10 protein-coding genes and 1 pseudogene are annotated in these 13,748 nt (G+C 70.8%); all 11 read left to right on the plus strand.

What is annotated here, in order from left to right; genetic code table 11:
- The first annotated feature begins 310 nt into the window (after window positions 1-310).
- The gene (uvrC, locus tag ACIRFH_RS33620; protein WP_403529406.1) at window positions 311-2,368 is read left to right on the plus strand and encodes an excinuclease ABC subunit UvrC; all 2,058 of its coding nucleotides are present in this window, start codon (window positions 311-313) and stop codon (window positions 2,366-2,368) included.
- Window positions 2,365-3,381, plus strand: coding sequence for an RNase adapter RapZ (rapZ, locus tag ACIRFH_RS33625; RefSeq protein ID WP_403529409.1), 1,017 nt, complete (start codon window positions 2,365-2,367; stop codon window positions 3,379-3,381). The genes uvrC and rapZ overlap by 4 nt, the downstream gene beginning before the upstream one ends.
- Window positions 3,378-4,460, plus strand: coding sequence for a uridine diphosphate-N-acetylglucosamine-binding protein YvcK (yvcK, locus tag ACIRFH_RS33630; protein ID WP_403529412.1), 1,083 nt, complete (start codon window positions 3,378-3,380; stop codon window positions 4,458-4,460). The genes rapZ and yvcK overlap by 4 nt, the downstream gene beginning before the upstream one ends.
- Window positions 4,451-5,440, plus strand: coding sequence for a DNA-binding protein WhiA (gene whiA, locus ACIRFH_RS33635; RefSeq protein WP_403529415.1), 990 nt, complete (start codon window positions 4,451-4,453; stop codon window positions 5,438-5,440). Before yvcK ends, whiA begins: the two co-directional genes overlap by 10 nt.
- Window positions 5,441-5,738: 298 nt before the next feature.
- Window positions 5,739-8,693, plus strand: coding sequence for a M14 family zinc carboxypeptidase (locus ACIRFH_RS33640; RefSeq protein ID WP_403529418.1), 2,955 nt, complete (start codon window positions 5,739-5,741; stop codon window positions 8,691-8,693).
- A gap of 226 nt (window positions 8,694-8,919) precedes the next feature.
- Window positions 8,920-9,927, plus strand: coding sequence for a type I glyceraldehyde-3-phosphate dehydrogenase (gene gap, locus ACIRFH_RS33645; protein WP_403529421.1), 1,008 nt, complete (start codon window positions 8,920-8,922; stop codon window positions 9,925-9,927).
- Window positions 9,928-10,069: 142 nt separating this feature from the next.
- Window positions 10,070-11,281 carry a phosphoglycerate kinase gene (locus ACIRFH_RS33650; protein WP_403529424.1) on the plus strand — a complete coding sequence of 404 codons (1,212 nt, stop codon included), beginning with the start codon at window positions 10,070-10,072 and terminating at the stop codon, window positions 11,279-11,281.
- Between the two features lie 5 nt (window positions 11,282-11,286).
- Window positions 11,287-12,063, plus strand: coding sequence for a triose-phosphate isomerase (tpiA, locus tag ACIRFH_RS33655; RefSeq protein ID WP_403529426.1), 777 nt, complete (start codon window positions 11,287-11,289; stop codon window positions 12,061-12,063).
- 113 nt (window positions 12,064-12,176) lie between these two features.
- The gene (secG, locus tag ACIRFH_RS33660; protein ID WP_403529429.1) at window positions 12,177-12,413 is read left to right on the plus strand and encodes a preprotein translocase subunit SecG; all 237 of its coding nucleotides are present in this window, start codon (window positions 12,177-12,179) and stop codon (window positions 12,411-12,413) included.
- 199 nt (window positions 12,414-12,612) lie between these two features.
- A complete protein-coding gene (locus tag ACIRFH_RS33665; RefSeq protein ID WP_003976875.1) occupies window positions 12,613-12,948 on the plus strand; it encodes an RNA polymerase-binding protein RbpA in 336 nt (111 codons plus the stop codon).
- Window positions 12,949-13,113: 165 nt separating this feature from the next.
- Window positions 13,114-13,748: pseudogene (locus ACIRFH_RS33670) on the plus strand (glucose-6-phosphate isomerase); the annotation flags it as partial.

Raw genomic sequence — 13,748 nt, forward strand, 5'->3', positions numbered from 1 at the left:
ATCCGCCGGGGCCCGCCCCCGGACGCGGCGCAGGGGAGGTCCTCACATCCGTACGCCGCGCTCCAGGCCCCGAGTTCCCCCGCATTGAAGCGTGCCGGCCCAGTCCCGACAACACCTGGAGCCGGACCGCGGCACAGTCCTGGCCGAGAAGGCACCGGCCCGCCTCACCGGGGCCACCGCGTGTGACCGTCCGGCCCCGGACGGTCCCCGGACCGCCACCCGCGGGGCCTTGCCGCGGTTGTCCACAGACGGCCGGCCCCGTCGTCCACAGCCCCGCCGACTGTCGGTCCCCGCCAGTAGGGTGTGAGTCATGGCCGACCCCTCCAGCTACCGCCCCAGGCCGGGAGAGATCCCGGACTCCCCGGGGGTGTACAGGTTCCGAGACGAGCACCGCCGGGTGATCTACGTCGGAAAGGCGAAGAGCCTGCGCCAGCGCCTGGCGAACTACTTCCAGGACCTGGCGAACCTCCACCCCCGCACCCGCTCCATGGTCACCACCGCCGCGTCCGTGGAGTGGACGGTGGTGTCCACGGAGGTCGAGGCCCTGCAGCTGGAGTACTCCTGGATCAAGGAGTACGACCCCCGGTTCAACGTCAAGTACCGCGACGACAAGAGCTACCCGTACCTCGCGGTGACGCTGAACGAGCAGTTCCCGCGCGTGCAGGTGATGCGCGGCCACAAGAAGAAGGGCGTGCGCTACTTCGGGCCGTACGGGCACGCGTGGGCGATCCGCGACACGGTCGACCTCCTGCTGCGCGTCTTCCCGGTGCGCACCTGCTCGGCCGGTGTCTTCAAGAACGCCGCCCGCACCGGCCGCCCCTGCCTGCTCGGCTACATCGGCAAGTGCTCCGCGCCGTGCGTCGAGCGGATCTCCGCCGAGGACCACCGGGAGCTCGCGGAGGATTTCTGCGACTTCATGGCGGGTCGCACGGGCACGTATCTGCGCCGCCTGGAGAAGCAGATGGCCGAGGCGGCCGAGGACATGGAGTACGAGCGGGCGGCCCGCCTGCGCGACGACATCGGGGCCCTGAAGAAGGCCATGGAGAAGAGCGCGGTCGTGCTCGCCGACGCGACCGACGCCGACCTGATCGCCGTCGCCGAGGACGAGCTGGAGGCGGCCGTCCAGATCTTCCACGTCCGCGGCGGACGCGTGCGCGGGCAGCGCGGCTGGGTCACCGACAAGGTGGAGGACGTCACCACCGGCGCCCTCGTCGAGCACGCCCTCCAGCAGCTCTACGGCGAGGAGAAGGGCGACGCCGTTCCCAAGGAGGTCCTGGTCCCCGCCCTGCCCGACCCTCTCGAGCCGGTGCAGCAGTGGCTCACCGACCGCCGCGGCTCGGGCGTGTCGCTGCGCATCCCGCAGCGCGGCGACAAGAAGGCGCTCATGGAGACCGTCCAGCGCAACGCCCAGCAGTCGCTCGTGCTGCACAAGACCAAGCGCGCCTCCGACCTGACGACGCGCTCGCGCGCCCTGGAGGAGATCGCCGAGGCCCTCGGCCTCGACAGCGCCCCGCTCCGCATCGAGTGCTACGACATCTCCCACCTCCAGGGCGACGACGTGGTCGCCTCCATGGTCGTCTTCGAGGACGGACTGGCCCGGAAGAGCGAATACCGGCGCTTCCAGATCAAGGGCTTCGAGGGACAGGACGACGTCCGTTCCATGCACGAGGTCATCACCCGCCGCTTCCGGCGCTACCTCGCCGAGAAGGAGCGGACCGGCGAGTGGGCGGACGGCGAGGAGCTTCCCGACGGCGAGGCCCTCAAGGACGAGGAGGGCCGCCCCAAGCGCTTCGCCTACCCGCCCCAGCTCGTCGTCGTCGACGGCGGGCAGCCGCAGGTCGCGGCGGCCCAGCGGGCCCTGGACGAGCTGGGCATCGACGACATCGCCGTGTGCGGTCTCGCCAAGCGGCTGGAGGAGGTCTGGCTGCCCGGCGAGGACGACCCGGTCGTGCTGCCGCGCACCAGCGAGGGCCTGTATCTGCTCCAGCGGGTCCGCGACGAGGCCCACCGTTTCGCGATCACCTATCAGCGGACCAAGCGCGCCAAGCGCTTCCGGTCCAGCCCCCTGGACGACGTGCCCGGCCTGGGGGAGACCCGCAAGCAGGCGCTGATCAAGCACTTCGGTTCGGTGAAGAAGCTCCGGTCGGCGACGATCGACCAGATCTGCGAGGTGCCCGGCATAGGCCGCAAGACGGCCGAGACGGTCGCCGTGGCCCTCGCCCGGGCGATCCCGGCCGCGCCCGCCGTGAACACGGCGACCGGAGAGATCATGGAAGACGAGGACGGGGCACCCGGGACGACGGCGGATGCCCCGGGGGAGCCCGTGACCGCGGGCACCCCGGATGAACGACGGGGGCAGGAGACATGACCGAGCACGACACACAGCCCGCAACGGGACGAGAACAGACCCACACCGCGGTCGGCGAGGCGGCGGACCAGCAGACGGCCCGTCCCGACGGACGCCAGGACAACGGAGCACAGGTGAGTACGGGCAAGGAAACAGCCGGGGCGCACGAGGCGGCCATCCCCGAGCTGGTGATCATCTCCGGCATGTCCGGGGCCGGCCGCTCGACGGCCGCCAAGTGTCTGGAGGACCTGGGCTGGTTCGTCGTCGACAACCTGCCGCCCGCCCTGATCCCCACCATGGTGGAGCTGGGCGCCCGCTCGCAGGGCAACGTGGCGCGGATCGCGGTCGTCGTGGACGTCCGCGGCCGGCGCTTCTTCGACAACCTGCGCGAGTCCCTCGCCGACCTCGACGCACGCGGCGTCACCCGGCGGATCGTCTTCCTGGAGTCCTCCGAAGAGGCACTGGTGCGCCGCTTCGAGTCGGTGCGCCGCCCGCACCCGCTCCAGGGCGACGGCCGCATCGTCGACGGCATCGCCGCCGAGCGGGAGCTGCTGCGCGAGCTGCGCGGCGACGCCGACCTGGTGATCGACACCTCCAGCCTCAACGTGCACGAGCTGCGCGCCAAGATGGACGCCCAGTTCGCCGGCGAGGAGGAGCCCGAGCTGCGGGCCACCGTCATGTCCTTCGGTTTCAAGTACGGCCTGCCGGTCGATGCCGACCTGGTCGTGGACATGCGCTTCCTGCCCAACCCGCACTGGGTCCCGGAGCTGCGCCCGTTCACCGGCCTGAACGAGGAGGTGTCGTCGTACGTCCTCAACCAGCCCGGGGCCAAGGAGTTCCTCGACCGCTACGCCGAGCTGCTCCAGCTGGTCGCCGCGGGCTACCGTCGTGAGGGCAAGCGCTATGTGACCGTCGCCGTCGGCTGCACCGGCGGCAAGCACCGGTCCGTGGCCATGTCGGAGAAGCTCGCCGCCCGGCTCGCCGCCGAGGGCGTGGAGACGGTGGTCGTCCACCGGGACATGGGACGGGAATGACACGACGTACTCCGCGGCTGAGCAGACTGCGCCGGGTGGTGCCCGAGGGGCGCGGCGGCAGACCCGCCGCCGCCCGGCCCGAACAGGCGCGCGGCGCCAAGCCGCGCCGCCGGGGCGCCCAGCCCAAGGTCGTCGCCCTCGGCGGCGGCATGGGCCTGTCCGCCTCGCTCGCCGCACTGCGCCGGATCACCGGTGACCTCACCGCCGTCGTCACCGTGGCCGACGACGGCGGTTCCAGCGGGCGGCTCCGCGACGAGCTGGGCGTCCTGCCGCCCGGCGACCTGCGCAAGGCGCTGGCCGCGCTGTGCGGGGACGACGACTGGGGCCAGACCTGGGCCCGCGTCATCCAGCACCGCTTCCAGTCCCAGGGCGACCTGCACGAGCACGCGGTCGGCAATCTGCTGATCGTCGCCCTGTGGGAACAGCTCGGCGACCATGTCCAGGCCCTCGACCTGGTCGGCAAGCTGCTCGGCGCGCACGGGCGCGTGCTGCCCATGTCCGCCGTTCCGCTGGAGCTCCAGGCCCTGGTCAAGGGCCACGACCCGGACCGGCCGGAGGACGTCGACACCGTACGGGGACAGGCCACCGTCGCCCTGACCCCCGGCGAGGTGCAGTCCGTGCACCTGGTGCCGAACGACCCGCCCGCCGTCCCCGAGGCGGTCGAGGCCGTCCTGGACGCGGACTGGGTGGTGCTCGGCCCCGGCTCCTGGTTCTCCTCGGTCATCCCGCACCTGCTCGTGCCCGACCTGCTGGACGCGCTGGTCAAGACGAAGGCGCGCCGGGTGCTCTCCTTGAACCTCGCCCCGCAGCCCGGAGAAACCGAGGGCTTCTCCCCGCAGCGTCATTTGGAGGTTTTGGGACGACACGCCCCTAAACTCGCCCTGGACGTGGTGCTGGCCGACGAGGCCGCCGTGCCCGACCGTGACTCGCTCACCGACGCCGCGAAACGGTTCGGCGCCGCGGTCGAACTGGCTCCGGTCGCCCGGACCGACGGGACCCCGAGGCACGACCCGGAGCTGCTGGCCGCCGCGTACGACCGTATTTTTCGGATGCATGGAAGGATCGGCCCATGGCGATGACGGCAGCGGTGAAGGATGAGATCTCCCGGCTCCCCGTCACCCGGACCTGCTGCAGGAAGGCGGAGGTCTCCGCCGTGCTGCGGTTCGCCGGCGGCCTTCACCTGGTGAGCGGGCGCATCGTGATCGAGGCGGAGCTGGACACCGCGATGGCGGCCCGCCGGCTCAAGCGGGACATCCTGGAGATCTTCGGGCACAGCTCCGAGCTGATCGTGATGGCGCCGAGCGGGCTGCGCCGCGGCTCGCGTTACGTCGTACGGGTGGTCGCGGGCGGTGACCAGCTGGCCCGGCAGACCGGCCTGGTGGACGGCCGGGGCCGGCCGATCCGCGGCCTGCCTCCGCAGGTGGTCTCGGGGGCCACCTGCGACGCCGAGGCCGCCTGGCGCGGGGCCTTCCTGGCGCACGGCTCGCTCACCGAGCCCGGCCGCTCCTCCTCCCTGGAGGTGACCTGCCCGGGCCCCGAGGCAGCGCTCGCCCTGGTCGGTGCCGCTCGCCGGCTGTCGATCGCCGCCAAGGCCCGTGAGGTGCGCGGCGTGGACCGGGTCGTCGTCCGCGACGGCGACGCGATCGGCGCGCTGCTCACCCGGCTCGGCGCCCACGAGTCGGTGCTGGCCTGGGAGGAGCGGCGGATGCGCCGCGAGGTGCGGGCCACCGCCAACCGCCTCGCCAACTTCGACGACGCCAATCTGCGCCGTTCGGCCCGCGCGGCCGTCGCCGCCGGCGCCCGGGTCCAGCGGGCTCTGGAGATCCTCGCCGACGACGTGCCCGAGCACCTCGCCGCCGCCGGCCGACTGCGCATGGAGCACAAGCAGGCCTCCCTGGAGGAGCTGGGCGCCCTCGCCGACCCGCCGCTGACCAAGGACGCCGTCGCCGGCCGCATCCGCCGCCTGCTGGCCATGGCCGACAAGCGGGCATCGGACCTCGGCATCCCGGGCACGGAGGCCAACCTCGGCGAGGAGCTCGCCGACAACCTCGTCGGCTGACGGGTGCCGGGCCGACCGGCCCCGGCACCCGCACCGCCCGCGCACGGGCCCCGACACCCGCGTGTGCCTCCCGCGCACGCACGGGCCTCCCGCCCGCGCACGGGCCCCGGCACCCGCGTGTGCCTCCCGCGCACGCACGGGCCTCCCGCGCACGGGCCGTCAAGCAGCCGGTACCGGCGTCCACTTGGGTGATCGGTACCGGCTTCGGCGTGTCCGTACCGCGCTCTTGACTCGATCATGCGGTGACATGAGCCTGGCACCTGTTCGCTGCTGTGGCGGACCCACGCTAGGGGGGTTCATGAGACGAAGAGCGAGATCGATCCTCGCTGTCGGCGCGCTCCTGATCGGCGGAGTGAGCTTCGCACCGATCGCCCAGGCACGACCCGCGGCCCCGGGGACCCCGGACGCGGACGAGGTGAAGGTCTTCCGCGCCGAGGTCACCCAGGAGCAGGTGCCCCTGCTGCTGGCCGCCGGGCAGGACGGCCACGAACTCGGCGAGCAGGTTCCCGACAGGGGAACGGCCACCGTCGAGGTCTACCTCACCGACAAGCAGGCCGAGACGCTGGAGAAGAAGGGCGTCGACCTCGCCGAGCACACCCTTTCCACCCGGGCCGCGAAACGCGTCGAGGCCGCGGCCGACGGCGTCTTCCGTCCGTACAGCGGCAGCGGCGGCCTGCGGGAGGAGATCCTCCGCACCGCCCAGCAGAACCCCGGCCTCACCAAGGTCGTCTCCATCGGCAAGACGGTCAGGGGCCAGGACATCCTGGCGCTCAAGCTCACCAGGAACGCGAAGAAGTCGAAGGACGGCTCCAAGCCCGCCGTCCTCTACATGTCCAACCAGCACGCGCGCGAGTGGATCACCCCGGAGATGACCCGGCGGCTGATGCACCACTACCTGGACACCTACGCGAAGGACCGGCGGATCAGGAACATCGTCGACTCCACCGAACTGTGGTTCGTCCTGTCGGCCAACCCCGACGGCTACGACCACACCTTCCAGGACCCCGCCAACCGCCTGTGGCGCAAGAACCTGCGCGACGTCAACGGCGACGGCACCATCAGCACCGGCGACGGCGTCGACCTCAACCGCAACTTCCCCTACAAGTGGGGCTACGACGACGAGGGCTCCTCTCCCAACCCCACCAGCCAGACCTACCGCGGCGCGAGCCCGGGCTCCGAGCCCGAGACCAAGGCGATGGACGCCTTCCAGAAGCGCATCGGCTTCACCTACGGCATCAACTACCACTCCGCCGCCGAACTCCTCCTCTACGGAGTCGGCTGGCAGGTGGCCACGAACACCCCGGACGACGTCCTCTACAAGGCCCTCGCCGGCACGCCGGACAACTCCGCGATCCCCGGCTACCACCCGCAGGTCTCCTCGGAGCTGTACACCACCAACGGCGAGGCGGACGGCCACGCGGCCAACGTCAACGGCATGGCGATGTTCACCCCCGAGATGTCGACCTGCCAGAGCGCGTCCGCCGTGGACCCGGACGACGAGTGGAACGCGGGCGACTGCCAGTCGGGCTTCAACTTCCCGGACGACGAGAAGCTGATCCAGCAGGAGTTCGCCAAGAACATCCCCTTCGCGCTCTCCGTCGCCGAGACCGCCGCCCACCCCGACCGGCCCTCCTCCGCGGTCGGCCTGGACGCCGCCGACTTCACCCCGGCCCCCTTCACCACCTCGTACGCGCGCGGCGCCGACCAGGAGGTCTCGGTCGTCGTGCGCAAGTCGGTGCGCGACAAGGAGCTGAAGTACCGCGTCAACGGCGGACGCGTCCACGGCACGGCGCTCAAGCCGTGGCGGGGCGGCGAGACGTACGGCGGTGACGACAACCTCTACTTCGACGAGTACCGGGCCAAGGTCGAGGACGGCGCCCCGGGCGACAAGGTCGAGGTCTGGTTCACCGGCGAGACGCGGCAGGGCAAGAAGGTCTCCAGCGGGCACTTCACGTACACGGTCGCCGAGCGTCCCCGCGCGGACGTCCTCGTCGTCGCCGAGGAGGGTGCGAAGGCCACGCAGACCCAGACGTACGTGGACGCGCTCAAGGCCAGCGGCAAGCGGGCGGCCGTCTGGGACGTCGCGACCCAGGGCGCTCCCGACGCGCTCGGCGTCCTCGCCCACTTCGACACCGTCGTCCACCACACCGGCGCGGCGACCCCGGGCAACGCCACCCAGCTCCAGCTGCGCGCCTTCCTCAACGAGGGCGGCCGGCTGATCGAGGCCGGCGAGCGGGCCGGCGGCAGCGTCGACCTCGGCGACGGCACCCCGTCCGACGACTTCAGCCAGTACTACCTGGGCGCCTACACCCGCACGTCCACCCCCGGCGCCACCGGATTCACCGGCTCCGGCAAGCTCGCCGGAACCGCCGGCGCGCTCGGCGGCGCCCCCGGAAACCCGCTGGACACCGCCGGAACCTACAGCGTGACCTCGGACGAGCTGCCCGCCGCCACCCACCCGCAGTTCGCGAGCGCGGGCGCGGGCAGGTTCGCCGGCACGGTGAACCCGTACGGGCCCTACGCGGGCGGCTGGATGGCCGCCGCCGTCCACACCGACGACGCCTACAAGCGCCTCACCCGCACCGTCGACCTCACCGGTGTCACCGCCGCCGACCGGCCCACGCTGCGCACCCAGCTGCTGTGGGACACCGAGCGCGGCTACGACCACGCCCTGATCGAGGCCCACACCACCGGCGCCGACGACTGGACCACGCTCCCCGAGACCGGCGGCGCCACCGGCACCGCCGTGCCCGCCGAGTGCGCAGCGGGCTTCTACGTGGGCGAGCACCCCTGGCTGGAGCACTACCTGACCCTGTCCGACGACGGCTGCACCGCGACCGGCACGACCGGGCGGTGGAACAGCCTCACCGGCTCCTCCGGCGGCTGGCGGCAGGTGGAGTTCGACCTGAGCGCCTACGCCGGGAAGTCCGTCGAGGTGTCGATCGGCTACGTCACCGACCCCGGCAGCGGTGGACGCGGCGTCCTTGCCGACGAGGCCTCGCTGGTCGTCGGCTCCACGGCGACCGGGACCGAGGGCTTCGAGACCTCGCTCGGCGCCTGGCGGGTCCCCGGGCCGCCCGCGGGCAGCCCGGCCGTCCTGAAGGACTGGACCCGCACCGGCGCCCTGTTCCAGACGTACGGTGCGGTCACCACGGACGACACCGTGCTGCTGGGCTTCGGTCTGGAGCACCTCACCTCGCCGGCCGACCGGGCCGCGCTCGTCCGGCAGGCGCTGCGTGCCCTGGACGAGTGACAACGCGGTCCCTGGGAACTGACACGGTGTAGCGAAAACGGGTGATCGGTCCCCGGGACCCGGGCGGTCCGTACCCCTACTGGCGGGTACGGGCCGTCCTGCCGGGTATGGGGCGTCTCGATGTCACCCCGGCCGCCTCGGAGAGGTAGGGTCGGAGGTGGTCGGGGACATCCCAAATACAGCTCGCCGGCACATCGGGCCGGCGTACCAACGAGGAGATCGGTTCGTGACGATCCGCGTAGGCATCAACGGCTTTGGCCGCATCGGTCGTAACTACTTCCGCGCGCTGCTGGAGCAGGGTGCAGACATCGAGATCGTGGCTGTCAACGACCTGGGTGACACCGCGACCACCGCCCATCTGCTGAAGTACGACACCATCCTCGGCCGCCTCCCGTACGAGGTCTCGCACACCGAGGACACCATCACCGTCGGCGACAAGACCATCAAGGTCCTGTCCGAGCGCAACCCCGCCGACATCCCGTGGGGCGAGCTGGGCGTCGACATCGTGATCGAGTCGACCGGCATCTTCACCAAGAAGGAAGACGCCGAGAAGCACATCACCGGCGGCGCCAAGAAGGTCATCATCTCGGCCCCGGCGAAGAACGAAGACGTCACCATCGTCATGGGCGTCAACCAGGACACGTACGACCCGGCGAACCACCACGTCATCTCCAACGCCTCCTGCACCACCAACTGTGTGGCGCCGATGGCGAAGGTCCTCGACGAGAACTTCGGCATCGTCAAGGGCCTGATGACGACGGTCCACGCCTACACGAACGACCAGCGCATCCTGGACTTCCCGCACAAGGACCTGCGCCGCGCCCGCGCCGCCGCGGAGAACATCATCCCGACCACCACGGGTGCCGCCAAGGCCACCGCGCTGGTCCTCCCGCAGCTCAAGGGCAAGCTGGACGGCATGGCCATGCGCGTCCCGGTCCCGACCGGTTCGGTCACCGACCTCGTCCTGGAGCTCTCCCGCGAGGTCACCAAGGAAGAGATCAACGCCGCCTTCCAGAAGGCCGCGGAGGGTGAGCTCAAGGGCATCCTGGAGTACACCGAGGACCCGATCGTCTCCTCGGACATCGTCAACGCCCCGGCGTCCTGCACCTTCGACTCGTCCCTGACCATGGTCCAGGACGGCAAGAACGTGAAGGTCATCGGCTGGTACGACAACGAGTGGGGCTACTCCAACCGCCTCGTCGACCTCACGGTCTTCGTCGGCAACCAGCTCTGATCGAACCGGACTCAGCAGGCACTTCGATGCGACAGCAGGGCTCGGGCAGCGCAAGGTGGCGCTGTCCGGGCCCTGCGTCGCGTCCGCAGCGACCAGCCCTCGTAGGATCACGAGCGAGCACGAGAACCCAGGAGCCCTCTGCATGAAGACGATCGACGAACTGCTCTCCGAAGGCGTCGCCGGCAAGCGCGTCTTCGTCCGCGCCGACCTCAACGTGCCGCTGGACGGCACCACCATCACCGACGACGGCCGCATCCGTGCCGTGCTGCCCACCGTCAAGGCCCTGGCACAGGCGGGTGCGCGCGTGATCGTCGCCTCGCACCTGGGCCGGCCCAAGGGTGCCCCGGACCCGGCCTTCTCCCTCGCTCCGGCCGCCGCCCGTCTCGGTGAACTGCTCGGTGCCGACGTCGCCTTCGCCGAGGACACGGTCGGCACCTCCGCCGAGTCCACGGTGGCCGGCCTCGCCGACGGCCAGGTGGCCGTCATCGAGAACCTGCGCTTCAACGCCGGCGAGACCAGCAAGGACGACGCCGAGCGCGCCGCCTTCGCCGACAAGCTGGCCGGCCTCGCGGACGTCTACGTCGGCGACGGCTTCGGCGCCGTGCACCGCAAGCACGCCTCGGTCTTCGACCTGCCGAAGAAGCTCCCGCACTACGCGGGCCACCTCATCGCCACCGAGGTCGGCGTCCTGAAGAAGCTCACCGACGACGTCCAGCGTCCCTACGTGGTCGCGCTCGGCGGCGCCAAGGTCTCCGACAAGCTCGACGTCATCGACCAGCTGCTCGGCAAGGCCGACCGGCTCCTCATCGGCGGCGGCATGGCGTACACCTTCCTCAAGGCCCAGGGCCACGAGGTCGGCATCTCGCTCCTCCAGGAGGACCAGATCCCGGTCGTCAAGGAGTACATGGAGCGCGCGGAGAAGAACGGCGTAGAGCTGGTCCTTCCCGTCGACGTCCTGGTCTCGCGGGAGTTCCCGGACCTGAAGACCAAGGCCCCGGCCAACCCCACCACCGTCGCCGCGGACGCCATCCCGGCCGACCAGGAGGGTCTGGACATCGGTCCCGAGACCCGCAAGCTCTACGCCTCGAAGCTCGCCGACGCGGCCACCGTCTTCTGGAACGGCCCCATGGGCGTCTTCGAGCACCCCGACTACGCCGAGGGCACCAAGGCGGTCGCCCAGGCCCTCGTCGACGCCCCGGGCTTCACCGTGGTCGGCGGCGGCGACTCCGCCGCGGCCGTGCGTACGCTCGGCTTCGACGAAAAGGCATTCGGCCACATCTCTACCGGCGGCGGCGCCTCCCTCGAGTACCTCGAGGGCAAGACGCTCCCCGGCCTCGCCGCACTGGAGGACTGACCTCAATGACCACCCGCACGCCGCTGATGGCGGGCAACTGGAAGATGAACCTCAACCACCTCGAGGCCATCGCCCACGTCCAGAAGCTCGCCTTCGCCCTCGCGGACAAGGACTACGACGCCGTCGAGGTCGCCGTCCTGGTCCCCTTCACCGACCTGCGCTCGGTGCAGACCCTGGTCGAGCACGACAAGCTCAAGATCAAGTACGGCGCCCAGGACATCTCCGCCCACGACGGCGGCGCCTACACCGGCGAGATCTCCGGCCCGATGCTGGCCAAGCTGCGCTGCACCTACGTCGCGATCGGTCACTCCGAGCGCCGGCAGTACCACGCGGAGTCGGACGAGCTGGTCAACGCCAAGGTCAAGGCCGCCTACAAGCACGGTCTGACCCCGATCCTGTGCGTCGGCGAAGAGCTGGACGTCCGCGAGGCGGGCGACCACGTCGCCCACACCCTCGCCCAGGTCGAGGGCGGCCTGAAGGACCTCACCGCCGAGCAGGCCGAGACGATCGTGATCGCCTACGAGCCCGTGTGGGCCATCGGCACCGGCAAGGTCTGCGGCGCCGAGGACGCCCAGGAGGTCTGCGCGGCCATCCGCGGCAAGATCGCCGAGCTGTACTCGCAGGAGCTGGCCGACAAGGTCCGCATCCAGTACGGCGGCTCCGTCAAGTCCGGGAACGTCGCCGAGATCATGGCGCAGCCCGACATCGACGGTGCCCTGGTCGGCGGCGCCTCGCTGGACTCCGACGAGTTCGTCAAGATCGTGCGCTTCCGCGACCAGTAGGCCCGTCGGTGAGTAGGCGGTAGCGGCGATACGTCGTACCCTTGCGGGGGCATGGTGGCCTGCTGTCACCGTGCCCCCGTCGTTCATCCGAATCCGAGGAAGTTGGTCCAGCCGTGGTTTTGGGGTTCTCGATCGCCCTGATCGTCTTCAGCCTGCTGCTGATGCTGCTGGTGCTGATGCACAAGGGGAAGGGCGGCGGCCTCTCCGACATGTTCGGTGGCGGCATGCAGTCGTCCGTCGGCGGCTCCTCGGTCGCCGAGCGCAACCTCGACCGGATCACCGTCGCGGTCGGTCTGCTGTGGTTCGCGTGCATCATCGTGCTCGGTCTGCTGATGAAGGCGAACAACTGACCCGGCACACACTGCGTACGTAAGGCCCCATGTCCGGTACGCGCCCCGTGGCGCGGCCTATCATGGGGCTTGCGTCTGAGTGCCGGAGCTTGTAACTCCAACCACTGGACGCGCGTTGGGCCTTACGTAGACTGAGGCGCTCGCAGCGAAGCGGAACGCCGACTCGCTTCGCGGCACCATCACGCAGGGAGTTACGACCGTGGCAAGTGGCAACGCGATCCGGGGAAGCCGGGTCGGGGCGGGGCCGATGGGCGAGGCCGAGCGCGGCGAGTCCGCACCGCGTCTGCGCATCTCCTTCTGGTGCTCCAACGGACACGAGACGCAGCCGAGCTTCGCGAGCGACGCACAGGTCCCCGAGACCTGGGACTGTCCGCGCTGCGGCTTCCCCGCCGGACAGGACCGGGACAACCCGCCGGACCCGCCGCGCACCGAGCCGTACAAGACGCACCTGGCGTACGTGCGCGAACGCCGCAGCGACGCGGACGGCGAGGCGATCCTCGCCGAGGCGCTCGCCAAGCTGCGGGGCGAGATCTAGCCCGGCGGTCCGCCGCCGACCGCCTTCCGTCTCCCCGCAGTGCTCCGTCTCTTCGGTCTTCCGTCTCTTCGGCTTTCCGTCTCCTTCGGCCGTCTCCACCGCTGATCAATTAGGTTGGGACAGCCGGGACAGCTGGGACACCGAGGAAGAAGGCTGAAGTCCGAGATGAACGCAGACGGCCGCACCAGGCTCGACCAGACACCCGCATGGACCGCGCTGGCGGCGCACCGTGAGAAGCTCGGCGAGGTGCGGCTGCGCGACCTGTTCGCCGCCGATCCCGGACGCGGTACCGAGTACGTCCTGCGGGTGGGTGACCTCTACGTCGACTACTCCAAGCACCTGGTCACCGACGAGACGCTGCGCCTGCTGCGTGAACTGGCCGCCGCGACCGACGTGTTCGGGCTGCGCGACGCCATGTTCCGCGGCGAGCGGATCAACATCACCGAGGACCGGGCCGTGCTGCACACCGCGCTGCGCGCCCCGCGGGACGCGGTGATCGAGGTCGACGGCGAGAACGTCGTCCCCAAGGTCCACGCCGTGCTGGACAAGATGGCCGACTTCACCGGCCGGGTCCGTTCCGGCGAGTGGACCGGCCACACCGGCAAGCGCATCCGCAACATCGTCAACATCGGCATCGGCGGCTCCGACCTCGGCCCGGCGATGGCCTACGAGGCGCTGCGGGCCTTCACCGACCGCTCGCTCACCTTCCGGTTCGTGTCCAACGTGGACGGCGCCGACCTGCACGAGGCGGTCCGGGACCTGGACCCGGCGGAGACCCTCTTCATCGTGGCGTCCAAGAC

Origin of the sequence: Streptomyces sp. NPDC093586, assembly GCF_044764905.1 — a bacterium.
Lineage (GTDB): Bacteria > Actinomycetota > Actinomycetes > Streptomycetales > Streptomycetaceae > Streptomyces.

Coding starts and splice junctions, on each gene's coding strand:
- ACIRFH_RS33650 (WP_403529424.1), top strand. CDS start 10,070: ATGAAGACGATCGACGAACTGCTCTCCGAAGGCGTCGCCGGCAAGCGC.
- yvcK (WP_403529412.1), top strand. CDS start 3,378: ATGACACGACGTACTCCGCGGCTGAGCAGACTGCGCCGGGTGGTGCCC.
- ACIRFH_RS33640 (WP_403529418.1), top strand. CDS start 5,739: ATGAGACGAAGAGCGAGATCGATCCTCGCTGTCGGCGCGCTCCTGATC.
- whiA (WP_403529415.1), top strand. CDS start 4,451: ATGGCGATGACGGCAGCGGTGAAGGATGAGATCTCCCGGCTCCCCGTC.
- tpiA (WP_403529426.1), top strand. CDS start 11,287: ATGACCACCCGCACGCCGCTGATGGCGGGCAACTGGAAGATGAACCTC.
- rapZ (WP_403529409.1), top strand. CDS start 2,365: ATGACCGAGCACGACACACAGCCCGCAACGGGACGAGAACAGACCCAC.
- uvrC (WP_403529406.1), top strand. CDS start 311: ATGGCCGACCCCTCCAGCTACCGCCCCAGGCCGGGAGAGATCCCGGAC.